The organism is Nocardia sp. NPDC051750 (genome assembly GCF_044453135.1).
GTDB lineage: Bacteria > Actinomycetota > Actinomycetes > Mycobacteriales > Mycobacteriaceae > Nocardia.
In genome coordinates this window covers 185753-208199 of the sequence record NZ_JBITCK010000006.1, presented here as the reverse complement: position 1 = coordinate 208199, position 22447 = coordinate 185753, and the positions used below count along the sequence as shown (strand labels likewise).

The following is a 22447-nucleotide window of genomic DNA, read 5'->3' as shown; positions in this document are numbered from 1 at the left end:
ATTCAGCGGTGTGCGGCGTGGCCGGCGCCCACGGCGTCGGCCAGGCTGCCGTAGCCGCCGGCGCGCAATCGCGCGGCGATCTCCCGGTGTATGCGCCGCGTCCACAGCGGCCCGCCGTAGATGAACCCGGTGTATCCCTGGAGCAGGGAGGCGCCGGCGAGAATACGTTCCCAGGCTTGGTCGGGGGTTTCGATACCGCCGACCGAGATCAGGACGAGCCGCTCACCGACCCGGGCGTACAGCCGCCGCAGTATCTCCAGTGATCGGTCGGCCACCGGCGGCCCGGACAATCCGCCCGCACCGAGGGCGGATACTTCCCCGGCGTCGCTGCGCAGGCCGTCGCGTCCGATGGTGGTGTTGGTGGCGACGATTCCGGCCAGGCCGAGTTCCACGGCCAGGTCGGCGACTGCATCGACGTCCTCGTCGGACAGGTCCGGCGCGATTTTCACCAGCACCGGCACCCGCACACTGTCGAGGACGGCGGTGAGGACAGGCCGCAGCGACTGCACGGCCTGCAGATCCCGCAGCCCGGGGGTATTGGGGGAACTGACGTTGACGACCACGAAATCGGCGTGCGGGCCGAGCAGGCGCGCGCTGGTCGCATAGTCGGCGGCGGCCTGATCGGCCGCCACGACCTTGGTTTTGCCGATATTCGCCCCGATCGGCACCGTGGGAACCCGGCCGTGCAGGCGGGCGGCCGCCGCGGCGGCGCCGTGATTGTTGAAGCCCATCCGGTTGATCAGGGCGCGGTCGGCGGGCAGCCGGAACAGGCGGGGTTGCGGATTACCCGGCTGGGCCTGCGCGGTGACGGTACCGATCTCGGCGAACCCGAAACCCAGGGCACCCCAGGCGTTCACGCCGGTGGCGTCTTTGTCGAAGCCGGCCGCCATGCCGAGCGGCGCGGCGAAGTCGACGCCGAAGACGCTGGTCCGCAGGATCGGGTCGGGGGTGGCGAAGAACCGGTGCAGCAACGCCCGGGTGGGGGCGAAGGCGGTCGCCGCGCGGATGACACCGAAGACGAGGCGGTGGATCCGTTCCGGCGGCACCAGGAACATCAGGCGTAGCAGTAATCGGTACAGCACGTTCATAGCTCCGTGGTATGCCCTGCCGGGCTGTTCAGCGCGGTTTTGCGGCGGCGCAGCAGGACGCGGCGGCTACCGTCGGTGTAGGCGCGGACCCGGGACAGTTCCCAGCCGCCGAATTCGGCCTGGATCGCCAGCCGCATGGACGCGGTGACCCGGGTGACATCGGGCGGCAGCCGCAGCGGGATGTACTCGTAGTCGTCCCCGGTGGTTTCCCAGCCGGCCGGAAGTTTTGCCCGCGAAGCCGCGCCACGGTGAGTGGATGCCATCACTGCCCTCTCTCGCGCTGGTCCGCGGAGATCCGCTGGAGACCTGGTTCGGTGGCGGAGCCGATGTAGAGATCGCCGGTGTCCGCGTCGACGGTGACCGCGTTCGGCTGCCGGACGGTGGGGTAGCGGCCCACCTCACGCGGTATACCCGTCGACAGGTCGTAGCCGACGATCTCGTTGCTCTGCGTGCACGTCACCCAGACGGTGTCGGAACGCCGGTCATAGGCAAGTGCGTAAGGCGACGATCCTACCGGGTAGCGCTGCCGGAGGACGAGTGGATCGGTCGTGTACACCAGGAGCTGACCGCTGTCGGGGTCGGTGACGACGACCCGGTCGAAGGATGCTTCGACGAGGTTCGCGGCGCCGGTTCCGGCGCGTAGTGCCAGCCCCAGGCTTTCCTCGCCGGAGGCTATCTCGGTGAGCAGGGTCTGGCGGCGGTCCAGTACCGCCAGGGTGTCGCCGGTGAGCGCGAGGGCGTCTGCGGAGGCGAGCCCGGTGACGGTGCGCTGGACGACGCCGTCTCGGCCGAGGACGAGGACACGGCCGTCGGCGGTTCCGGCGATCAGGGTGCTGTCCGGGCGGGACCGGACGCTGCGCAGGTCGCCGTCGACCGGGATTTCGTCGACGGCGCGAGTGCCGGCGTCGACGCGCAGGATCATCCCGTCACCGGCGGCGAGGAATTCGCCCGGGATCCCGGCGGCGACCGAGACGGCAGGTGCGGGCAGTCGCACCTGGTGGCTGGTGGGCGGCCGGGTGGCGGGATCGAGCAGGGTGAGGGTGGTGCCGGCGGAGTCGAGGCCGGCCAGGTTTCCGCTGCCGGGGTCGCTGACGAGGGCGGTGAGCGGCGTGGGGACCGGGTGGACCTCACCGGCCGGGGCGGTGTTCGCCGGTGGCGAGGCCGCGGGGGTCGCCGGTTCGCGGGTCGGTGCGTCTCCGGCACCGGTTTCCGAATCGCCGGAGCAGCCCGCCAGCAGGGCGGCGGCCAGCAGCACGACGGCGACGGTACCGCGTGGTTGCCGACGTCGGATTCGTCTCGCTGGGTCCGGAAACGGCCGATACTGCATTCGATTATCTGACCACGACCGGGTATACCTGCGTGGCAGCGGGGTGTGGGGGTGTCTGCGGCGGGAGGCCCGCGGGGCGGGTTACCGTACGGGTCGGATGGTGCGGAGGTCAGGAGTTGACGATGCACGAGGTGCCGGGTTTTTCCGCCGACGAGGTGACCACGGGTCCGTTCGCGCACGGATTCGGCCGTACCGGTGACGGGCGGTCGTTCGCGTTCCGCACGGTCCGGGCGACCCTGCAATTGGAGATCTACCGATCCGACCCGGATTCGGTGGTGCCGGGGCCGGAGGACGTGGTGGCTGTGGCCGAAACCCAGGTCACCGATATCGATCTCGACGACGCCCGCAGTGTGGTGGCGTTGGTGCGGGATCTGCTGCCGACCGCCGCGCCCCCGCCCGGGGGCCGTAATGTTCCGACGGTGCGGGCGTTGCTGGCGCGTATCGGGTCGGTTATCGAAGGTAGGCAGTGAGTGGTATGCAGGACGTGATGCGGTGCACACCTGTTTTCCGGCGGATGCGTGTCGGCGCGGCGGTCGCGGTGGCGGCGGTGGTGCTGCTGATCACCGGCTGCGGGACCGGTGTGGACGAGGATGCGGTGTCGGCGGCCCGGTCGTCGGCGAAGGCGGCGTTGTCGTCGTCGGCGGCGGCGACATCGCGGGAGCTGGCGGCGCGGTCGCTGCCGACCGCGGCGGAGCTGGACGCGCAGATCAAGCAGGCACTGGACCCGGCACTGCCCGATGCGGAGCGCACGGCGCTCATCGAGGACGGGGAAGCGTTCCAGGACGCGATCCCGGATATGTACAAGGCGTTGCAGGACAATCCGCGGGCGGTCTACGGGGTGACCGATCCGGTGTTCGACAACCACGACGGTACGGTGACCGCGACGTTGCGGCTGGACAAGGACGGTTCGGGGACCGCGGTCCGGACGACGGTGGTGCACTTCATCTACCTGGACGGTCAGTGGAAGCTGTCGCGGACGGATCTGTGCGGGATCCTGCGGTCGGCCGACTACCGCACCCCGGCCTGCGGATAGGGCGCGGGCCGCACAGATGTTCACTGCGGGGACCCATCGGTGGGGTCGTTTCGTGTACCGGCACCGGGTCGCGGTGCTCGTGGTTTCGCTGTTCGTGGTCGGATTGTCCGGGCTGTTCGGACAGGATCTCGCGGATCGGCTGACCCAGGACGGCTGGTTCGACGAGTCGAGCGAGTCGGTGGCGGCGTCCAAGCTGGCCGACGCTACGTTCGGCCGCGATACCGACAGCGATGTGGTCGCCCTGTACACGGCGCCGGCGGGGACGACCGTGGACGATCCCGGGGTGCGGGCGGCGGTGACCGCGCAGCTGGACGGCTTGCTGCGGGACCATCCGGACCGGGTGCTGCGGATCGACAGTTATTGGGACAGCGCACTGTCGGGGCAGTTCGCCGACGATTCCCGGACGCATGCCTTCGCGAGTATCGGGTTACGCGGCGAGGGTTCGGTGACGGTCGACAACTACATGGCGATCGCCGGGGACCTGGACGCGGGCACACCCGGTGCGGGCCCGGCCGGGACGACGGTGCAGCTGGCCGGATTGCAGCCGGTGGTGGAGGGCATCAACACCGGGATGCAGGACGATATCCGGCGGGCGGAGATGATCGCGCTGCCGCTGGTGGCGCTGCTGCTGTATTTCGTGTTCGGCGGGGTGGTGGCGGCATTGCTGCCGGTGCTGGTCGGCGGTATGACGATCCTGGGCACGCAGGGAATCATGCGGATGCTGACGGGTCTCATCGAGGTGAACGTATTCGCCAGCGCGGTGGTGACCCTGGTGAGCCTGGGTTTGGCGATCGACTACGGGTTGTTCACGGTGACCCGGTTCCGTGAGGAGCTGGCTGCCGGTCGCCTGAGCGAGTCAGGCCCGGAGGCGGTAGCGCAGCGTGACCACGCAGGGCCCTCGCTCAGGCGCAATGGACACAGCAGCGTGGAGGATGCGGTCGCGCGGACAGTGGCTACCGCCGGGCGGACCGTGGTGTTCTCGGCGGCGATCATCGCGGTGAGCCTGGGGGCGTTGTTCATCTATCCGAACGGGGTGCTGCGTTCGGTGCCGTACGGCGGGATCAGTTCGGTGTTGCTGGCCGCCGTGCTGTCGGTGACCGCGCTACCGGCGATGCTGGCGATCGTGGGCCCCCGGATCGACCTGTGGCAGTGGCGCCGCTTCGCCCGGGCCAGCACCGAGGCCGAGATCGATCGGGGGGTCTTCTCCCGGCTGGCGGTGTGGGCGATGGCGCGGCCGTGGGCGGTGATCGTGCCGGTGGTGCTGGGCCTGCTGGTGCTCATGATCCCGTTCCGGCATATCGAGTTCGGTGGGCTGAGCGAGAAATATCTGGCCCAGGACAACCCGGCACGGGTGGCCCAGGAGCAGTTCGATGCCCTGTTCCCCGGGTTCCGCACCGAACCGTTGCGGCTGGTGGTCACGGGTGCGGATCCCGCGCAGTTGAGCGATATCCGGCTGCAGGCGAATGTGACACCCGGCCTGACGGGTCCGTTCGAGCCGGCGGCGCCCACCCGCGACGGCATCAACGTGCTGGAGGCGGGCCTGGTCGACGAGCGGGCCGCGGATACCGCGATCGCGGTGCTGCGCGGTATCGACGAACCGGACGGTGTCCGGGTGATGGTCGCGGGGGTGCCCGCGCTGGAACGCGACAGCATTCACGGTTTGCTGGAGGGCCTGCCGCTGCTGGCGTTGCTGCTGGTGCTGGCGGCGCTGGCGCTGATGTACGCGGCGTTCCGGTCGCTGATCCTGGCGGTGAAGGCGGTCGCGATGTCGGCGCTGAGCCTGGGCGCGACCCTCGGCATCCTGACCTGGATCTTCGTGGAGGGTCACGGCGCGGAACTGTTCGATTTCACGCCGGGCCCGTTGATGTTCGCGGTACTGGTGCTGATCGTGACGGTGGTGTTCGGGTTGTCCACCGACTACGAGGTGTTCCTGCTGTCGCGGGTGTCGGAGGCGCGGGCGGGCGGCGCGGACCCGCCGGAGTCGATCCGGTACGGCATCGCGCACACCGGTGGCGTGATCACCTCGGCGGCGGCGATCCTGATCGTGGTCACGGGCGCATTCGGTTTCTCGGAACTGGTGATGATGAAATACATCGCCTACGGGATGATCGCGGCGCTGGTCCTGGACGCCACGGTGATCCGGATGCTGCTCACCCCCGCGGTGCTCAAACTGATCTGGCGGCCGAAACGATCCGGCGCCGAGGCCGTGGCCCGGCCCGATCCGGAACCGGTGGCGCCCGGTACCGGTCCACGCGCGTGAGGCCGGACCGTCAGGTGCGCGCGGGGCGGGCGGGCAGGACCAGTTGCGCGCCGGTGTCCGGATGGTCGAGCACCTCGACCGGGTAGCGGTAGACGCGGCTGAGCAGTTCACCGGTGAGGACTTCGCGGGGTGCGCCGACCGCGGCGAGACGTCCGGCGTCGAGTACGGCGACCCGGTCGGCGTAGGCGGCGGCGGACGCCAGATCGTGCAGCACCACGACCACGGCGGCGCCCGCGGCGGCCCGGTCGGCGGCCAGGGTCAGGACCGCTTCCTGGTGTCCGAGGTCGAGTGCGGCGGTCGGCTCGTCCAGCAGCAAGGTTGCGGTGTCCTGGGCCAGTACCCGCGCCAGGGCGACCCGGGCCCGTTCGCCGCCGGAGAGGCTGGGGAACGACCGCCCGGCCAGATGGGCGCAGTCGGTCGCGGCCATGGCGGCCGCGATGACCTCCCGGTCCCGGTCGGCGCGCGGGGTGCGCTGCCAGGGGGCGCGGCCCATCGCGATGACCTCGGCGGCGGTGAACGGAAACCCGACGGTGTGGGATTGCGGCAGGACGGCGCGGCGGCGCGCCATATCGATGGGAGTCCAGTGGGCGAGTGGCCGGCCGTCGAGGTCGACGCTGCCGTGCCCGGGTTCGAGTTCGCCGGCCAGGACGGCGAGCAGGGTCGATTTACCGGCGCCGTTGGGTCCGGCCAGGGCCACCACTTCACCGGCTATGACTTCGAAATCGATGGAATCGAGGACACGGCGGGTGCCGCCTCCGCCGCCGTGCCGGTCGAGGGTCACCCCGCGGGCGCGCAGCGTGACGGTGCCCGGTTCCGCCGGGCCGGGCAGGTTGTGGGCGCGCTGCAGCAGACCGGTGAGCCCGCGCTTCAGTGCCGTACTCCGGTGCTGATCGGGCAGGTGTGCGGACCCTGCGTGGTCATGTTCCGCGGGGGCGTCCGTGTCCGGTTCGCTCATGCCGCGCCGATGGGGCACGGACGAGGGCCCTGCGTCGTGACGCTGCGCTGCCGCCTCCGGGCCTGACTCGCTCATGCCCAGCCTCCCGAGCGGGCGCGCGTGCGGCGCAGCAGCCAGAAGAAGAAGGGGCCGCCGATGAGGGAGGTGAGCATGCCCAGCGGCAGGTCGGCGTTGTCGACCAGGGAACGGGCGGCGACATCGGCGGCGAGCAGGACGACGGCGCCGGTGACGGCGCTGATCGGGATCAGCGCGCGATGCCCGGGGCCGACGATCATGCGGACCACATGCGGGACGATGAGTCCGACGAACAGGATGATCCCGGAGAACGCGACACCGGCAGTGGTGAGGACGGCGACGATCACGATCACGAAGCGCCGGAGTCGCTCCACATCCACCCCGAGGTGGCGGGCGGCGGATTCGCCGAGGGCCAGCAGGTCCAGCCGGGGCGCGACGAAGATCGCGGCGGTGATCCCGGCGGCCGCGAGGGGTGCGACGACGGCGACCGCGTCCCAGGTGGCGCCGTTGAGACTGCCGAGCTGCCAGAACACGATCTGATCGCGGGCGGCGGGGGAGGCGATGAACAGCAGGAAAGCGATGAGGCCGCCGGCAAACGCGTTGATCGCGACACCGGTGAGGACCAGGGTCACGACCTCGGTACGACCGTTGGACCGGGACAGTACGTATACCAGGACGGTGGTGATCAGACCCGCCGCGAAGGCGGCGGCGGCCACCGACCAGGCGGCCACGAACGCGCCCCCGAACACGATGACCGTTCCCGCGCCGACCGCGGCCCCGGAAGACACCCCGATCACACCGGGTTCGGCGAGCGGGTTGGCGAATACGCCCTGCAGCAGTGCCCCGGCCGTGGCCAGGGCGGCGCCGACCAGGATTGCGAGCAGGACACGCGGGAACCGGACCTCCCACAGGGTGACCTCGCCGGCCGGATGAGCGGGCAGTGGTCCCCAATCCAGGCCGATCCGGTGGGCGATACTGCCGGCCACCTCGGCGGGGCTGGTGGGGACCTGCCCGATCGCGGCGGAGGCGATCGCGAGCGCCAGCAGAGCCAGCGCGGCGACGGTGAACGTGAGGACGGCCCGGCGGGGGTGACCGAGGTGCTGGGCGGTGGGTTTCTCGTCCAGGTCTGCGGTCATACCGCCCCCATGCCCGGCTCGGTCGTGCCGGTGCCGATCGGGCCTGACTCGCTCATGCTGTGTCGATGGCGCATGGACGAGGGCCCTGCGTGGTGACGCTTCGCTACCGCCTCCGGGCCTGACTTGCTCATGCGCCGGTATGGCCGTAGATGGCGTCGGACAGTGCAGTGATGACGCGACCGGTGTTGGGGCCGAACGACAGCACTACGGAATCGGACATATCGACGATTCGTTTGTTGCGGCCGGCCGGGGTCTGGGCGATACCGGGGATTTGGAGGATGCCGTCGACCCCGCCGACCGATTTCATTCCGTCGGTCATGACCAGCAGGACGTCGGGGGCGGCCGCGATCATCGCTTCGCTGGTGATGGCGGTGAACGGTTCGGTGACCCCGGCTTCCTGTCCGGCGTCGCGGGCGCCGAGAGCGGCGATGAGCGCGTCCGCGCCCGAACCGGGTCCGGCGAGCATGGTGATGGCACTGGATCGCAGGTAGAGGAACGCGATGCGCAGCGGCGGTTCCTGGGCGGGGACCGCGGCGGAGGCGGCCGCGATCTCGTCCTGGGTGCGCTGCGCCAGTTGCTGTCCGCGTTCCGGTACGCCGAGCGCGCCCGCGACGGCCTCGATCATCGGCACGACACCGTCCATGGAGCGTTGCGGATCGAAGTAGACGACGGTGATCCCGGTGGCCCGGAGTTGTTCGCGCACCGCCGGTGCGGCGCTGGTGGTGTCGGTGAGGAACACGCTGGGCCGTAGCGCAAGGATGGATTCGACGTTCAATGCGCCGTTACCGCCGGTGACGTTCGGCAGGTGCGCCACCGCCGGGAACGATGCGGCGGTACTGCGGCCGACCAGGTTCTCGCCCAGTCCGAGCGCGTACACGGTCTGCGCGAGGGTGCCGTAGCGGTCGGCGGCCACGATCCGGCTCGCGTCGGTGACGGTGACGTCGGCACCGTCGAAGGACCGGACAGTGGCGGGTAATGCGGGGGTCGGTGGCGGAGTGAGCGGTGCCGGGTCCAGATTGTCCAGAACTGCGGTGGCCGGGCCCTGCTGTCCGGCTGCGCCGGCGGGTTCGGGACTGTCACAGGCGGCGGTGAGAACGAGGAGGCCGGCCGCGAGGCCGGCCAGCAGTGCACGCGCCCGTCCGATTCGGGCCCGGGGATAGCTCATGAAGGCAAGGCTAATCCGTACCGGTGTGCGGGCATCGCGCGCGCCCCCGACTACAGGGTGGAGCTCACATCGTCGAGGGCGGCGGCGATCGCCCGCGGAAGTTCGAGTGTTTCGGCGGCCAACACCCCGGTCAGCTGACCCATATCGCGGGCTCCGACGAACATGCTGGCGACTCCGGGCCGGTCGCGCACCCAGGCCAGCGCCACCGCCAGCGGCGAGGTAGCCAGACCGTCGGCGGCGGTGACGAGGGCGTCGACGACGGCGGTGGCGCGGTCGTCGTCGAGGCGCCCGCGGATTTCGGCGGCGGTGGATTCGTCGGCGGCGCGGGAATCGGCGGGCACACCGTCGCGGTATTTGCCGGTGAGAATGCCGGCGGCCAGCGGCGCGGTGGCGACGATCCCGGCACCGTGGTGGGTGGCGGCGGGCACGGTATCGTCTTCCGCGCTGCGGGTGAGCAGCGAATACGGTGCCTGGACCGAGGTGATCGGGGCGACGGCAGCCAGGCTCGCCAGCTGCCATGCGGTGAAGCCGCGCACCCCGGCGTAGCGGACGCGACCGGACCGTATCGCGTACTGGAGGGTGCCGGCGATCTCGTCGAGTGGTGTGCGCGGATCCCACGCGGTGACCTGCCACAGGTCGAGGTGGTCGGTGCCCAGTTCCAGCAGGGTGCGGTCGAGTTGGCGCAGCAGCGTGCGGCGCGAGCAGTCGACGGTGATCCGCGCCTGCGCCGGGGGCTCGCTGCCGGCGGGGACGGCCGGTAGGTGCGGTACCTGTCCGGCCCCGGCGCACAGGACGAGTTCGTCGCGGGACACCAGATCGCCGAGCAGGTCAGCCAGTATGCGCTGGGCGGCTCCGCCGCCGTAGGCGGGGGAGGTGTCGACGAGGGTGCCACCGGCTTCGGCGAACGCGATCAGTTGCGCTGCGGCGGTATCGGCGTCGGTGTGGCTGCCCCAGGTGTGGGTGGCCAGGCCGATCCGGGAGACCCGCAGCCCGCTGCGGCCGACGGTGCGCTGTTCCATCACCGGGTCTCCGTGTCCGGTACGGATGGTATGAGCGCGTCGGGCCGGGAGGCGGTAGATGGCCACACAGGGCCCTCGCTCATGCCCGATAGACTTCGACATTTCCTCACGGCGCCCAGCCTAGAGCGTGACCACTCGGTGACCGTTCGCGGCGAACCGTAGGCGCGGCGTGTCCCCGGCGGGCCCGGTCGCCGCGCACGGTCCGGGGCCGGCGTTGTAGGGTCGCTGCGGTCGATCGCCGGTGGACCGTGCAGTGGGCTGGGTTGGCGTAAGCGCGAAGGCGGAGCGGGTTTTCGGCGTGGTTCAGGAGGATGTGTGGTTGGCGAGGCGATGACCTGGTTGCAGGCATTGGTGCTCGGTTTGGTGCAGGGTTTGACGGAATTCCTGCCGGTTTCGTCGTCGGGGCATCTGCGGATCGTGTCGTCGGTGTTCTTCGGTGAGGATGCGGGTGCGTCGTTCACTGCGGTCACCCAGCTCGGTACCGAAGCGGCGGTGCTGTTGTTCTTCGCCAAGGACATCTGGCGCATCGTGTGCGTGTGGTTCGCGACGGTGTTCGAGAAGCTGACGGCGCGTTCCCGGGAGACGGTGCCGGTGAGTGAGCAGGTCACCACGAAACTTCCGGTCGTTACGGGATCCGGGCCGTTCGGGTACGACCCCGAGGCCGAGGCTCAGCGTGAACTCGATTACCGGATGGGCTGGTATGTGATCATCGCCACCATCCCGATCGGGGTGCTGGGTTTCGTGTTCAAGGACGAGATCCGCACGGGCGCACGCAATTTGTGGCTGGTGGCGATCATGTTGATCGTTTTCGCCTTGGTGATCGCGGCCGCGGAGCATTTCGGCCCGAAAGAGCGCCCGCTGGAGCAGCTCACCACCCGGGACGGTCTGGTGATGGGTTTCGCGCAGTGCCTGGCGTTGATTCCGGGTGTCTCGCGGTCGGGCGCGACCTCCAGCGCGGGCCTGTTCCTCGGGTTGAAACGGGAGGCTGCGGTGCGGTTCTCGTTCCTGCTGGCGATTCCCGCGGTGACCGCGTCGGGATTGTTCAGTCTGCCGGACGCGTTCGAGCCGGCCGGTGAGGGATTGAACGCGTCGGGCCCGCAACTGCTGGTGGCGACGCTGATCTCGTTCGTGGTCGGATATGCGTCGGTGGCATGGCTGCTGCGGTTCGTGGAGAAACATTCGTTCTACTGGTTCGTCGGGTATCGGATCGTGCTGGGCTTCGTGATCATCGGTTTGCTCGCCGGTGGGGTCGTGTCGGCGACATGATCGCTGCGGATCGGGTGGCCCGGATCGGGATCGCGGGCGGGTTCGCCGCCGCCGGGTACCCGGCGGCGGCCATTAGGCTGGCAGCATGACGGTGATCCTGCTGCGACACGGTGTGTCGACGTCCAATACCGCCGGCACTCTCGCGGGACGCAGTCCGGGGGTGGAACTCACCGACCGGGGCAGCGAACAGGCCCGGGCGGTGGCCGCGCGGCTCGGGAGTCTGCCGATCACCCGGATCGTGACCTCGCCGATGCTGCGCTGCCAGCGCACGGTGTCGCCGCTGGCAGCCGATCTGGAACTGGAAGCGGTGGTCGACGACCGGCTCGCGGAAGTCGACTACGGCGAGTGGACCGCACGCAAGATCAAGGATCTGCTGCAGGAGCCGCTGTGGCAGGTCGTGCAGCGGCACGCGTCGGCGGCGGTTTTCCCCGGCGGGGAGGGGCTGGCGCAGGTACAGGCGCGTGCCGTATCGGCGATCCGGGAACACGATCGTGCGCTGGCGGAGTTGCACGACGGGGATCGGCTGTGGGTGGCGTGTACCCACGGTGATGTGATCAAAGCGGTGCTGGCCGATGCGCTCGGGATCCATCTCGACGGGTTCCAGCGGATCATGGTCGAACCCGCGTCACTCAGTGTTGTCCGCTATACCCGGACCGCGCCGTTCGTCGCACGGATGAACGACACCGGTTCGGATCTTTCCGGTCTGGCGCCCGCGCCGGCCGCCGAATCCGGGACTTCCGGCCCGGTGCCGGGCGGCGAGATCGGGGCGGGAAGGAAAGACGGATAATGGGTATGCCCGATACCGGCGGATGTGCCACCGCTCGGCGGCGTCGGGCGAATCGGCGTGTGTGCCGGGAACCGGTACAGCGGAGCACCGCAGCCGAACAGGGTCACGTATCAGGAGGTGCATGTGTCACGAGCCATCCATGTATTCCGCACCCCCGAACGTTTCGTCGCCGGAACTGTCGGTGAGCCGGGCGATCGCGCGTTCTACCTGCAGGCAGTGGAGGAACCCCGGGTGGTGAGCGTCCTGCTGGAGAAGCAGCAGGTGAAGGTGCTCGCCGACCGGATGGGTCTGCTGCTGGACGAGGTGGCGCGCCGGTTCGGGGCCGAGGTGCCGCCGCAGGCCGAGCAGGTCGGCGACAACGATCCGCTGGTGACCCCGATCGACGCCGAATTCCGGGTCGGCACAATGGGCCTGGGCTGGGATGCCGACGCGAACGCCGTGGTGGTGGAGTTGCTGGCGATCACCGAGACCGAGGTCGACGAATCGGTGGTTCTCGACGACACCGAGGAAGGCCCCGACGCCGTGCGGGTGTTCCTCACCCCGGATCAGGCGCGGGAGTTCGCGCTGCGGTCCACCCGGGTCATCGCCGCCGGCCGGCCGCCGTGCCCGCTGTGCGGGGAACCGCTGTCCGCGCGCGGGCATATGTGTGTCCGCACCAACGGGTACAAGCGCGGTGAACTGTTCGGCGCGAATGACCTGGAGGAGTGAGCGTGCCCGATCCCGGGGACGCGCTGTCCGCCGGTGAACTGACGGTGCTGGGCCGGGTGGGTGTCGCCAGCAACGTGACCCTGGTGTGCGATCTGGACGCCGGTGACGGTGCCGTGCGGGTGGTGTACAAGCCGGTGCGTGGCGAGCAGCCGCTGTGGGATTTTCCCGACGGCACGCTGGCGGGCCGGGAGGTGGCGTCGTATCTGATCGCCACCGCACTGGGGTGGCCGGTGATCCCGGAAACGGTGTTGCGGGACGGGCCGTACGGTCCCGGGATGGTGCAGCGCTGGATCACCAGCCGCGAGCCCGCCGAACCGGGCAGTACCCGGCTGGACCTGGTGGATCTGTGCCCGGCGGGGTTGGTGCCGGACGGTTACCGGGAGATCCTGCGCGCCTACGACGGCGCCGGAGACGAGGTCTCGCTGGTGCACGCCGACGATCCGCGGCTGCTGCGGATGGCGGTGCTGGACGTGCTGCTGAACAATGCCGACCGTAAGGGCGGCCATGCGCTGGAGGGGGTCGACGGCGGTGTGTACGGCGTCGACCACGGCATCTGCCTGCACCGGGAGAACAAACTGCGCACCGTCCTGTGGGGGTGGGCGGGTGAACCGATCCCGGCGGATCTGCTCGCCGATATCGGTGCCTTCACCGACACCCTGCCCGGGGATCCGGCCGACCGGCTGGCGGAGCACCTGACCGATACCGAGATCGACGCGCTGCTGCGTCGTGCCAAACGGTTGCTCGACGATCCGGTGATGCCGTTACCGGCCACCTCGCGCCCCATTCCGTGGCCGGCGTTCTGAATCCGGTCCGAGCGGTTCATCCGATGATTCGCTCGGCCTGACGGCAACGGTTGCCTTCCCCGCACCGCCCGATTCGTGCAGGTCCGCAGCCTGCCGCCGCCCGCGGTACGGGCGGTGGTACCGGGCCGGGCGGGGCCCGGCCGGTACCGACCTCTACTCTCGAAGGTATGCAGTCCTGGTCCGACACCCCGATTCCCGCGGTCCCCGGAGCAGGGCCACCGTTACGTTTGCACGACACTGCCGACTCCTGTATCCGGCCGGTGACCCCCGGTGCGACGGCGACCATGTACGTCTGCGGTATCACCCCCTACGACGCCACCCATCTCGGCCACGCCGCCACCTATCTGACCTTCGATGTGGTGAACCGGCTGCTTCGTGATGCCGGGCACGAGGTGCACTACGTACAGAACGTCACCGATGTCGACGATCCGCTGTTCGAACGCGCCGCCCGCGACGGTGTCGACTGGCGGGATCTGGGGACCGGCGAGATCGAACTGTTCCGGGAGGATATGGCGGCGCTGCGGGTGTTGCCGCCGCGCGAGTACGTGGGCGCCATCGAATCGGTGGACGAGGTGGTCGAGCTGGTGCGCAAACTGCTGGCGTCGGGCGCCGCCTACACCGTGGAGGATCCGGAGTTCCCGGATATCTATTTCCGGACCGACGCCACCGAGCAGTTCGGGTACGAATCGGGCTACGACCGCGACACCATGGCGCGGCTGTTCGCCGAACGTGGTGGCGACCCGGACCGCCCCGGTAAACGTGACCCGCTGGACGCGCTGCTGTGGCGGGCCGAACGCGAGGGCGAACCGTCCTGGCCGGCGCCGTTCGGTGCGGGCCGGCCCGGATGGCATATCGAATGCGCGGCGATCGCGGTGAACCGGCTGGGTACCGAGTTCGATATCCAGGGTGGCGGCAGTGATCTGATCTACCCCCATCACGAGTATTCGGCCGCGCACGGTGAGGCGCTGGTGGCCGGCCGCCGGTTCGCCCGCCACTATGTGCACACCGGGATGATCGGTTTGGACGGCGAGAAGATGTCGAAGTCCAAGGGCAATCTGGTGCTGGTGTCGAAGCTGCGGGCCGCGGGTGTGGATCCGGCGGCGATCCGGTTGGGCTTGTTCGCGGGCCACTACCGCGCCGACCGGATGTGGACCGACAGTGTCCTCGCCGACGCGGAGGCCCGCCTGGACCGCTGGCGGCGCGCGGTCGCGGTCCGGGCAGCGCCGGCAGCGGGCGATACCGTTGCCCGGCTGCGCACCCATCTGGCCGACGATCTCGATACGCCGCGCGCGCTCGCCGCGGTCGACGCGTGGGTGCGCGACACCCTCGAATACGGCGGCAGCGACCCGGCTGCTGGCGCGGAGATCGCCACCGCCGTCGACGCCCTGCTCGGTGTGCGCCTGATCTGACCCGTTCATGCGGTGTCGATGCAGCATGAACGAGACCGGTGACCGGTCAACACACCACCTCCGGCCTGCTGTCGGCGCCACCGCTCTTCCTGGAGCCCATCATGATGGGCGGCGTCCTCATCTACGCCTGGTGTCGACCGCGATCGTCCCCGCCGACCCGACCGGACGGCGTTGACCGACACCGGAATCGCCCGGCGGAGGCCGAAGTGCAGGCGGAGTATCGCATTGCCGCCTCCGGGCCTGACTCGCTCATGCCGGTTCGGGCGCAGTACCTTTCACGGCCGCTTCCGAACCGTGAACCGTCACAACGACCGATGGCCCCGTTTCGCCGATGGGGTACTGTTCGATGCTCGAGATCCTCACCCGTTCATCGAGCAGATCGGCGCCGTATGTCTCGTATCGTGAGTAAGGACAACTATTTCGACACCGGCCTGGAGGTTCTGTCCGACCTCGGTTTCCGGCATCTGAATATCGGTGTGCTGTGCCGCCGGCTGGGGGTGACCAGTGGCTCGTTCTACCACCATTTCGGTAGCTGGCAGTCGTATGTGGATGCGCTGCTGGAACATTGGGAGAACCGGCAGGTGCTGATCCTGCGTTCGCTGCGGTTCGACCCGTCCACCCCTGACCGGGCGATCCGGGCGCTGTCGGAGCTGACGCTGGGCCTGCATCATCGGGCCGAGGCCGCGATCCGGGCGTGGGCGGCGAACGACGAATCGGTGGGTGTGGCGCTGAAGCGGGTCGACGAATCGCGCCGGCGGACCGTGCACCGGACCATCCTGGGTGTGGTCGGGGACGAGGCGATCGCCGCGGTCGATACGGAACTGGGGATGGCGATGCTGATCGGATATCAGCAGATGGTGGCGGCCGGCCAGCAGGTGCGCCTGGAGCAGTTGCTCGGCGAATACGCCCGCCTGGTCTACTCCCATGTGCGGCCTCCGGCCACCGACGGTTAGTTCGCCGTCGTTTCCGGGCAGTGGGTGTTATTTCAGGACGAGCAACGCGGCGCTTTCCAGCCGGTCGGCGATATCGGCATAGGATTCGTAGCCCATCCCGGCGCGCACCAGCGCCCCCGCGTACAGCAGTTCCAGCGATTCGACGGTGTCGGGATCGGTTTCGGGTGCCAGGGCGCGGGTGAGGCGTTCGCGGATCTCGATCCCTATCCGGGTGCGCAGATGCTGAACGTCGGGGTCGCGGCCCAGCAGCGCACTGGTGACCGCCCCGGACAGTTCCTGTTCGTCGGCGACCAGCAGCGCGATACCGCGCAGTTCGGCGAGCACCCGCACCGTGGGGTCGGCGTCTGCACTGACCGGGGTTTCCGAGGATCGGAGGCGACGCCAGAAGATCTCCGCGACCAGGTGTTCTTTCGAGGAGAAGTAGGTGTACGCGGTGGCGGTGCCGACGCCGGCCGCGCCGGCGACCATCCGTATCGTCAGTCCGGCGAAGCCCTCCCGCGCCAGAACTTCCATGGCGGCCTTGGTGAGCTTGTCGACGGTGTCCGCCTGCTTTCCGCTCAGCCGGCGCCGGGTGGCCTCGAGAATTCTGGAATCGCCTTCGGACATGTGTCTAGATAGTAGTGTCGGTACCGTGCCGGATCAACCGACCAGCAGCCCACGGCCCGTCGAGTAGTGTCGATCACCGTCAGGCCGGAGGTGATTTCGGGAAGAGGTACCGCACTGCGACGATGCGGTACTCCGCCTTCGCTGCGGCCGCCGCGGACCCCATATACCTGTTTTCGAAGGATGCTCGATGCCCTTGCCAGCCCCCACTCAGCCGCTGACCGACGAGCAGTTGTTCGACCATGCCCGCCGCGCCACCGGATTCATGCCCGAGGAGGAGGGCCGCGCCCTGCACGCCGCCGCCGTGAAGTACTGCCGCGGCGGCGTGATCACCGAGATCGGCACCTACTGCGGTAAATCTGCCGTCCTGCTCGGCGCCGCCGCCCGCGCGACGGGCGGGGTCGTGTTCACCGTCGATCACCACCACGGCTCCGAGGAACACCAGCCCGGCTGGGAGTACCACGACACCACCCTGGTCGACCCGGTCACCGGCCGGTTCGACACGCTGCCCCGGTTCCGGCACACCATCGACACCGCCGGACTCAGCGATACCGTGATCGCCGTCGTCGGCGCCTCCGCGCAGGTCGCCGCCAGCTGGCGCACCCCGATCGAGTTCCTGTTCATCGACGGCGGGCACACCGAGGAAGCCGCCGACCGCGACTACCGCGGCTGGGCGAAATGGGTCGTCCCCGGTGGCGGCCTCGCCATCCACGATGTGTTCCCCGACCCCGCCGACGGCGGCCAGGCGCCCTACGGCATCTACCGCCGGGCCCTCGACAGCGGCGAATTCCGCGAGGTCTCGGTGACCAGTTCGCTGCGCATACTCGAACGGATTGCCGAGTCCTCCGAAGACTGACCGGTGGCACCGGACCGGACGGGGCGTATACCGGCGCCCGGCCCGGCCGGAGTCAGTCCAGGCAGAACTCGTTGCCCTCGGGATCGGTCATCACGATGAAGCCGGCCTCCATCGGCGGGGCAGGCTCGAAACGGCGGACCCGGGTCGCTCCCAGCGCAACCAGCCGGGCACATTCCTCCTCCAGTGCCACCATCCGCTCATCGCCCTGCAAACCCGGAGCCGCGCGGACGTCGAGGTGGACGCGGTTCTTGGCGATCTTGTCCTCCGGCACCTGCTGGAAGAACAGTCGCGGCCCGTTTCCCTCCGGATCCTCGATGGCCGACCGCGTATTCCGCTGTTCGGGCGGCACCCCGATACCGGCGAGGAACTCATCCCACGCGGCCAGCGGGTCGGCGTCCGCGGGCAGGTCGACTCCGGGCGGACCGGGATGGACGTAGCCGAGGACATCGCGCCAGAAGGTCGACAGTGCCTTCGGGTCGTGGGCGTCGAAAGTGATCTGGACAGGGCGGCTCATCGGGTTTCTCCGTTCGTGACGGGGTGCGTGTGCAGGTACAGATCGCGCAGCAGGCAGACCTCGGACAGATGGTGGATCAGTTCGCGGTGAATATGTAGCACCAGATCCGCCGTGGATGCTTCGGGGTAGGGCTCCTTCGGGCCTACCGGAACCCGCAGCCCGGCGTCGCCGAGGGCGCGCACCCCCGCCAGCCAGATGCCGAGCTGGGTGTCGAGCTGGTCCAGCGCGGTGGCCGCATCGCCGGCGTACTCCCAACTCTCGTACGAGGCGGCGGGCGCGCCGAAATGCGCCGCGTTGCGCATGGCGAGCACGCCGACGATCACATGGCCCAGTCGCCAGGCGATCGTGGTGAACGGCGTGGGCACCGGTTCCGGGAAGGCGAAGTCGATTGTGAAGTCGCCGGCGCCGCCCTGTATCGGCGCGGTCGAGGTGCCGCGCGGCCACACGCTCCACGGCTCCGGTACCGGGGACCAGAAGTACTCGTCGTCGGTGAGGCCGTGCAGCCGCTCGCGGACCTGATGGTTCCAGTGGAACTCGACCTGCTCGCGCAAGGTCCGGTTCCAATCGAGTTCGTCGGTATCCATAACCTCACCCTGGCATCCCTGGCGGACAGGATCGGTCCGCTATCTCTGGCAGGCTGGGCGATGTGGACGCGGGAGACGGTGACGAGCGGGGTACGACCGAACGGGTGCTGACCCTGCTGGGCCTGCTGCAGCAGCGGCGGGTGTGGACCGGACCCGAGCTCGCCGGCCGGCTCCGGGTCACGCCGCGCACGATCCGGCGTGATGTCGAGCGGCTGCGCGCACTCGGCTATCCGGTGTACGCGGGTCAGGGCGTCGGCGGCGGTTACCGGCTGGGTCCGGGACAGGATCTGCCGCCACTGCTGTTCGACGACGAGGAAGCGATCGCCACCGCGGTCTCGCTGCTCATGGGTGCGGGGGGCGCGGTCACCGGCGACGCCGCCCTGCGGGCGCTGACCAAACTCGACCGGGTGCTGCCCGCGCGGCTGCGGCACGAGGTGCGCGCACTGGCCGGTTCGGTGGAGGCGTTCGGCACCGGCCATCAGCCGGTCGACTCCGAGGCCCTCATGACGCTGGCCCGGGCGTGCCGCGACGAGGTCGAGGCGGGCTTCGACTACCCGTCCGGGAATCGGACACAACGCCGGCGGGTCGAGCCGTACCGTCTGGTCGCCTCCGACCGGCGCTGGTATCTGCTCGCCTACGACCTCGATCGCGACGACTGGCGCACCTTCCGCGTCGACCGGATGACCGGCGTCGCCTCCCGGACCTGGCGTTTCCGCCCGCGCCCGGCGCCGGACGCGGCGCCGTATGTGCAGGAGGGGGTGGCGAGCCGGGTCTACCCGCAGCGTGCCCGTTTTCTCGTGCACGCGGCCGCGGACACCGTCCGCGCCCAGATACCGGCAACCGCGGCCGTTGTCCGGCCGCGCGGCGCTGAACGCTGCGAGGTACTCAGCGGCGCCGCCGACCTCGATCCCGTACTCATGCATATGCTCCTGCTGGGACACGATTTCGAGGTGCTCGACCCGCCGGAGCTGGCCACCCGCTGTCATATCCTGGCGCGGCGACTGCGGGCGGCCGGGGCGGCCGCGGCCCCGGATGTGCCGGCTCCGTGAAGCCGCCGGCCGGTCAGTCGGCGCGGTAGTCGGGTGCGCGTTCCGCGGCGTACTTCCGGGCCCACGTGTAGTCGGGTTTGCCGCTGGGCGACCGGGTGATCGTCGCGGTGACCCAGATCGCGCGCGGTACCTTGTACCCCGCGAGGTGGCGGCGGATATGGGATTGCAGATCGGGCAGATCCAGCACCCCGCCCGCATCCGCGGACAGGCTCACGACCGCGGCCACCTGCTGGCCCCAGCGCGGATGATCCACTCCGATCACGGTGGCGTCGTACACGGCGGCATGGGATTTCACGACGCCTTCGACCTCCTCGGCGAACACCTTCTCCCCGCCGGTGTTGATCACCATATTGCCGCGGCCGATCAAGCTGATGGTGCCGTCGTCCTCCAGCCGCGCCCGGTCGTCGGTGACCACGATCCGCTGCCCGTCGACCACTTTGAACAGTTTCGCGGTCTTCGCTTCGTCCTTGTAGTAGCCGAGCGGCACCGACCCGGTTTTCGCCAGCCAGCCCTCGTCGCCGGGCTGCACCGGTCGCCCGTCGTCGTCGACCACCACCGCGCCGCGGCCGATCGACACCCGGGGCTTCCGGGATGGGTCGTCGTCGCGCTGCGCGAAACCGATTCCGCCGAAACCTGTTTCGGAGGAGCCGATGGAATCGGAGACGAACAGGTTCGGCATCAGGTCCAGCAGGGCGTTCTTGGTCGGCTGGGTGAGCAGCGCCGCGCCGGAGGCGATCATGAACAGGCCGGTCGCGTCGACCGGGTCGGCGCGGTAGGAGTCGATGAGCGGGCGGGCCATGGCGTCACCGGTGATCACCATGACCCCTGGGCGTTCGGCGGCCACCGTCTGCCAGACCGTGGCCGCGTCGAAATGCGGTTCGAAGATCACACAGTTGCCGGACCACAGCGCGATGAATGTCGGCATCATGGCGGCCAGATGCATCAGCGGCGGCAGGATCATCCAGATGGACGGTTCACCGGCCGCGCCGGTACGCGACTGCTGGTATTCGTCGGCGACGGGTTCGTTGCTGTAGAAGTCGATACCGCCGCCGAGGACCCGCCACATATCCTCCTGCCGCCACAGCACGCCTTTCGGCATACCGGTGGTGCCGCCGGTGTACATGACGAAGAGATCGTCGGCGGTGCGGGCGATATCGGGCCGGGTCGCGGGAGCGGCGGCGGTGACCTCGGCCAGGCAGTCCACCCCCGGATCCGCCGCGGTCCGGTCGTCTGCCGCGCACAGCAGGTATTTCAGCCGCGGCGACTGCTGCGCCGCCGCGCGGACCGCGTCCCCGTAACAGGCGTGGTACACGAGATGTTCGAGGTCGGCATTGTCGTAGAGGTAGGCGAGTTCGCTCGGCCCGTACCGGAAGTTGATATTGATCGGTACGGCGGCCAGTTTGAAGCAGGCGATCAGTGTCTGCATCGTGTCGATGCTGTTGTGCATCTGGAACCCGACGTGGGTGCCCCGTCGGACGCCTGCAGACGCCAGATGGTGAGCGAGCCGGTTGGCCCGCTCGTCCAGTTCCCGGTAGGTGATGCGCCGGCCCTGTTCGATCAGCGCGATTCGGTCGGGCATGGCGTCGACGGAGTGTTCGAACAGGTCGGCGAAATTATTGGCCATATCAATCCTGCGGTGCCGGCGGATTCTCCCGGGCCGGGAGAGTCAGAGAACAGTGAGGGGAAGCGGTATTCCGCGATCGGTGAAGTGGAAGTCGACCCCGGTGCTGAACCGGGTGATCGCGACCTCGGGGGCCTCCTTGAAGGGCTCGTCGGCCGCGGTGATCTCGGCGGTCCAGCCGTCCGGACCGCTCTGGGTGACCCGGCTCCGGAAGCGCGGGTTCACGCCCCGGACCAGGGAATCCAGCGGGCCGAGATGATCCGGGTCGATCATCGACATCCAGCTGCGATCGGTGAGGGCACCGCTGGCACCGGGGAACCGCACCCGCAGGACACCACTGCCGGACTCGACGTCGACAGCGGTGTAGTGCAGGGGATTGAGCGCCGGATGGACGCGCAGCACCTGCGCGAGCGACTCGATATCGTCACCGAGCCCCAAACAGGCCCGGATCCGTTCGGAGGCGACCCCCGCGATCCCGGTGAACTGTTTACGCCCGATCTCCAGTGCCGCATCGTCGTCGGTGCGGTCGTGCACCGCGACCATGAACCCGAGAACCAGCAGATGCTGCTGCAGGCACACCTCTTCCGCGATCCGCACCAGTGCCGAGTGGGAGAAATCGGGAAACCGCAGATCGCTGAGCAGCGGCCCCCCGTAGTCACCCCGGCCCTCGTCGCCGGGATCTATATCGGCGAGCGGAAGCCGTGCCGCCACCGACTCCGCGACCAGCGGCGCGTTGCGCGGAACCTGCGGCGGTGTATGCGATTCGTCGATGATCACCGTCCACGCGCACGCCGGATTCCGGCCGGCGGGTTCGCGGGGCGGCCGGTGGATCGGGCGTACCTGGGCGTACTTGTTGGTGGCCAGTGCGGTCGCGTCGAAGGTGGGGTCTTCGATGTCGTGGCACATGGTTTTCACGTAGTCCACGCCCATAGGCTCCACATCGGCGAGGGCGCCGCAGTGGTCGAGCCAGAACTCGCCGTGTTTCGGGTCGTCGACCCGGAACCGGAAGTCCATGAACTGCGGCGGCGCCCCGATATCGAGCTGCAGGCCCTTGAAGATGGTGACGATATCGTCACCGGTGTAGCCGAGCGCCTGTTGCATGCGGCGGGTGTAGACCGGGCTGGCCAGCTGCCATTCCTCGATCGCGACCTCGCCCATCCCCTCGCGGCCGAAGGCGGAGATACAGTGCGCCATCCCGGACCGGTCGATGAGCTGCCCGCACAGCAGCAGCTCGGGGACCAGCGCGGCCAGGGCGTCCCGGCTCAGTGCGTGGAACCGGCTGGTGGGTACGGTCAT

The 22447-nt window shown here is 69.4% G+C and carries 23 protein-coding genes; 11 read left to right on the top strand and 12 right to left on the bottom strand.

Annotation, left to right across the window (positions count from 1 at the left end):
• Positions 1–2: 2 nt before the first annotated feature.
• From ACIA75_RS25790 to ACIA75_RS25780, 3 genes are read right to left on the bottom strand one after another with little or no spacing between them, the layout of a single operon-like run.
• Positions 3–1079 carry a quinone-dependent dihydroorotate dehydrogenase gene (locus tag ACIA75_RS25790; RefSeq protein WP_397109090.1) on the bottom strand — a complete coding sequence of 359 codons (1077 nt, stop codon included), beginning with the start codon at positions 1077–1079 and terminating at the stop codon, positions 3–5.
• 5 nt (positions 1080–1084) lie between these two features.
• Positions 1085–1351, bottom strand: a complete 267-nt coding sequence (locus ACIA75_RS25785; RefSeq protein ID WP_397108305.1) for a DUF5703 family protein — start codon at positions 1349–1351, stop codon at positions 1085–1087.
• Positions 1351–2343, bottom strand: a complete 993-nt coding sequence (locus ACIA75_RS25780) for a YncE family protein (RefSeq protein ID WP_397108303.1) — start codon at positions 2341–2343, stop codon at positions 1351–1353. Before ACIA75_RS25780 ends, ACIA75_RS25785 begins: the two co-directional genes overlap by 1 nt.
• A 194-nt stretch (positions 2344–2537) precedes the next feature.
• On the opposite strand from ACIA75_RS25780, the gene ACIA75_RS25775 reads away from it, so the two are divergent.
• The 3 genes from ACIA75_RS25775 to ACIA75_RS25765 are packed head-to-tail and all read left to right on the top strand — an operon-like array spanning position 2538 to position 5708.
• Positions 2538–2885 carry a hypothetical protein gene (locus ACIA75_RS25775; protein ID WP_397108301.1) on the top strand — a complete coding sequence of 116 codons (348 nt, stop codon included), beginning with the start codon at positions 2538–2540 and terminating at the stop codon, positions 2883–2885.
• Positions 2886–2890: 5 nt separating this feature from the next.
• Complete coding sequence (locus ACIA75_RS25770) at positions 2891–3448, top strand: hypothetical protein (RefSeq protein WP_397109088.1); 558 nt, start codon at positions 2891–2893, stop codon at positions 3446–3448.
• 16 nt (positions 3449–3464) lie between these two features.
• Positions 3465–5708: an MMPL family transporter gene (locus ACIA75_RS25765; protein WP_397108299.1), complete on the top strand. Its 2244-nt coding sequence runs from the start codon at positions 3465–3467 to the stop codon at positions 5706–5708.
• A 10-nt stretch (positions 5709–5718) separates the two neighbouring features.
• Here ACIA75_RS25765 and ACIA75_RS25760 read toward each other — a convergent pair whose 3' ends face one another.
• From ACIA75_RS25760 to ACIA75_RS25745, 4 genes are all read right to left on the bottom strand, one after another.
• Complete coding sequence (locus ACIA75_RS25760) at positions 5719–6663, bottom strand: heme ABC transporter ATP-binding protein (protein WP_397108297.1); 945 nt, start codon at positions 6661–6663, stop codon at positions 5719–5721.
• A gap of 71 nt (positions 6664–6734) precedes the next feature.
• Complete coding sequence (locus ACIA75_RS25755; protein WP_397108295.1) at positions 6735–7814, bottom strand: FecCD family ABC transporter permease; 1080 nt, start codon at positions 7812–7814, stop codon at positions 6735–6737.
• A 127-nt stretch (positions 7815–7941) separates the two neighbouring features.
• A complete protein-coding gene (locus ACIA75_RS25750) occupies positions 7942–8979 on the bottom strand; it encodes a hemin ABC transporter substrate-binding protein (RefSeq protein WP_397108293.1) in 1038 nt (345 codons plus the stop codon).
• Positions 8980–9029: 50 nt separating this feature from the next.
• Positions 9030–9998, bottom strand: coding sequence for an aldo/keto reductase (locus tag ACIA75_RS25745; RefSeq protein WP_397108291.1), 969 nt, complete (start codon positions 9996–9998; stop codon positions 9030–9032).
• 330 nt (positions 9999–10328) lie between these two features.
• Here ACIA75_RS25745 and ACIA75_RS25740 point away from each other — a divergent pair, with 330 nt between their 5' ends.
• The 6 genes from ACIA75_RS25740 to ACIA75_RS25715 all read left to right on the top strand — a co-directional run bounded on the left by ACIA75_RS25740 (position 10329) and on the right by ACIA75_RS25715 (position 15924).
• Positions 10329–11264 (top strand): undecaprenyl-diphosphate phosphatase, encoded by a 936-nt coding sequence (locus ACIA75_RS25740; protein WP_397109086.1) that lies wholly within the window; start codon positions 10329–10331, stop codon positions 11262–11264.
• A gap of 85 nt (positions 11265–11349) precedes the next feature.
• Entirely contained in the window at positions 11350–12051 is a 702-nt protein-coding gene (locus ACIA75_RS25735; RefSeq protein ID WP_397108289.1) for a histidine phosphatase family protein, read from the top strand.
• Positions 12052–12174: 123 nt separating this feature from the next.
• Entirely contained in the window at positions 12175–12759 is a 585-nt protein-coding gene (locus tag ACIA75_RS25730) for a DUF3090 domain-containing protein (protein WP_397108287.1), read from the top strand.
• Positions 12756–13562, top strand: a complete 807-nt coding sequence (locus tag ACIA75_RS25725) for an SCO1664 family protein (RefSeq protein WP_397108285.1) — start codon at positions 12756–12758, stop codon at positions 13560–13562. The genes ACIA75_RS25730 and ACIA75_RS25725 overlap by 4 nt, the downstream gene beginning before the upstream one ends.
• A 167-nt stretch (positions 13563–13729) precedes the next feature.
• Entirely contained in the window at positions 13730–14971 is a 1242-nt protein-coding gene (gene mshC, locus ACIA75_RS25720) for a cysteine--1-D-myo-inosityl 2-amino-2-deoxy-alpha-D-glucopyranoside ligase (RefSeq protein ID WP_397108283.1), read from the top strand.
• Positions 14972–15360: 389 nt separating this feature from the next.
• A complete protein-coding gene (locus ACIA75_RS25715) occupies positions 15361–15924 on the top strand; it encodes a TetR/AcrR family transcriptional regulator (protein WP_397108281.1) in 564 nt (187 codons plus the stop codon).
• A gap of 27 nt (positions 15925–15951) precedes the next feature.
• Here ACIA75_RS25715 and ACIA75_RS25710 read toward each other — a convergent pair whose 3' ends face one another.
• Positions 15952–16530, bottom strand: a complete 579-nt coding sequence (locus ACIA75_RS25710; protein WP_397108279.1) for a TetR/AcrR family transcriptional regulator — start codon at positions 16528–16530, stop codon at positions 15952–15954.
• A gap of 187 nt (positions 16531–16717) precedes the next feature.
• Between ACIA75_RS25710 and ACIA75_RS25705 the strand changes: the two genes are divergently transcribed.
• Positions 16718–17383 (top strand): class I SAM-dependent methyltransferase, encoded by a 666-nt coding sequence (locus ACIA75_RS25705; RefSeq protein WP_397108277.1) that lies wholly within the window; start codon positions 16718–16720, stop codon positions 17381–17383.
• A gap of 52 nt (positions 17384–17435) precedes the next feature.
• Here the strand turns inward: ACIA75_RS25705 and ACIA75_RS25700 are convergent, their stop codons facing one another.
• Positions 17436–17897 carry a VOC family protein gene (locus ACIA75_RS25700; RefSeq protein WP_397108275.1) on the bottom strand — a complete coding sequence of 154 codons (462 nt, stop codon included), beginning with the start codon at positions 17895–17897 and terminating at the stop codon, positions 17436–17438.
• Entirely contained in the window at positions 17894–18481 is a 588-nt protein-coding gene (locus ACIA75_RS25695; protein ID WP_397108273.1) for a DinB family protein, read from the bottom strand. The genes ACIA75_RS25700 and ACIA75_RS25695 overlap by 4 nt, the downstream gene beginning before the upstream one ends.
• A gap of 62 nt (positions 18482–18543) precedes the next feature.
• Here ACIA75_RS25695 and ACIA75_RS25690 point away from each other — a divergent pair, with 62 nt between their 5' ends.
• Complete coding sequence (locus tag ACIA75_RS25690) at positions 18544–19530, top strand: helix-turn-helix transcriptional regulator (protein ID WP_397108271.1); 987 nt, start codon at positions 18544–18546, stop codon at positions 19528–19530.
• A 13-nt stretch (positions 19531–19543) separates the two neighbouring features.
• Here the strand turns inward: ACIA75_RS25690 and ACIA75_RS25685 are convergent, their stop codons facing one another.
• On the bottom strand, positions 19544–21154 hold the full coding sequence (locus ACIA75_RS25685) for an acyl-CoA synthetase (RefSeq protein ID WP_397108269.1): 1611 nt from the start codon (positions 21152–21154) through the stop codon (positions 19544–19546).
• A 42-nt stretch (positions 21155–21196) separates the two neighbouring features.
• Positions 21197–22447, bottom strand: coding sequence for a hypothetical protein (locus ACIA75_RS25680; protein ID WP_397108267.1), 1251 nt, complete (start codon positions 22445–22447; stop codon positions 21197–21199).

Bases quoted from the DNA above. Each gene is read 5' to 3' on its own strand.
- ACIA75_RS25785 (WP_397108305.1), bottom strand. From the start codon at position 1,351: ATGGCATCCACTCACCGTGGCGCGGCTTCGCGGGCAAAACTTCCGGCC.
- mshC (WP_397108283.1), top strand. From the start codon at position 13,730: ATGCAGTCCTGGTCCGACACCCCGATTCCCGCGGTCCCCGGAGCAGGG.
- ACIA75_RS25755 (WP_397108295.1), bottom strand. From the start codon at position 7,814: ATGACCGCAGACCTGGACGAGAAACCCACCGCCCAGCACCTCGGTCAC.
- ACIA75_RS25700 (WP_397108275.1), bottom strand. From the start codon at position 17,897: ATGAGCCGCCCTGTCCAGATCACTTTCGACGCCCACGACCCGAAGGCA.
- ACIA75_RS25765 (WP_397108299.1), top strand. From the start codon at position 3,465: ATGTTCACTGCGGGGACCCATCGGTGGGGTCGTTTCGTGTACCGGCAC.
- ACIA75_RS25750 (WP_397108293.1), bottom strand. From the start codon at position 8,979: ATGAGCTATCCCCGGGCCCGAATCGGACGGGCGCGTGCACTGCTGGCC.
- ACIA75_RS25715 (WP_397108281.1), top strand. From the start codon at position 15,361: ATGTCTCGTATCGTGAGTAAGGACAACTATTTCGACACCGGCCTGGAG.
- ACIA75_RS25705 (WP_397108277.1), top strand. From the start codon at position 16,718: ATGCCCTTGCCAGCCCCCACTCAGCCGCTGACCGACGAGCAGTTGTTC.
- ACIA75_RS25695 (WP_397108273.1), bottom strand. From the start codon at position 18,481: ATGGATACCGACGAACTCGATTGGAACCGGACCTTGCGCGAGCAGGTC.
- ACIA75_RS25710 (WP_397108279.1), bottom strand. From the start codon at position 16,530: ATGTCCGAAGGCGATTCCAGAATTCTCGAGGCCACCCGGCGCCGGCTG.
- ACIA75_RS25740 (WP_397109086.1), top strand. From the start codon at position 10,329: ATGACCTGGTTGCAGGCATTGGTGCTCGGTTTGGTGCAGGGTTTGACG.
- ACIA75_RS25745 (WP_397108291.1), bottom strand. From the start codon at position 9,998: ATGGAACAGCGCACCGTCGGCCGCAGCGGGCTGCGGGTCTCCCGGATC.
- ACIA75_RS25735 (WP_397108289.1), top strand. From the start codon at position 11,350: ATGACGGTGATCCTGCTGCGACACGGTGTGTCGACGTCCAATACCGCC.
- ACIA75_RS25770 (WP_397109088.1), top strand. From the start codon at position 2,891: ATGCAGGACGTGATGCGGTGCACACCTGTTTTCCGGCGGATGCGTGTC.
- ACIA75_RS25685 (WP_397108269.1), bottom strand. From the start codon at position 21,154: ATGGCCAATAATTTCGCCGACCTGTTCGAACACTCCGTCGACGCCATG.
- ACIA75_RS25680 (WP_397108267.1), bottom strand. From the start codon at position 22,447: ATGACCGTACCCACCAGCCGGTTCCACGCACTGAGCCGGGACGCCCTG.
- ACIA75_RS25775 (WP_397108301.1), top strand. From the start codon at position 2,538: ATGCACGAGGTGCCGGGTTTTTCCGCCGACGAGGTGACCACGGGTCCG.
- ACIA75_RS25760 (WP_397108297.1), bottom strand. From the start codon at position 6,663: ATGAGCGAACCGGACACGGACGCCCCCGCGGAACATGACCACGCAGGG.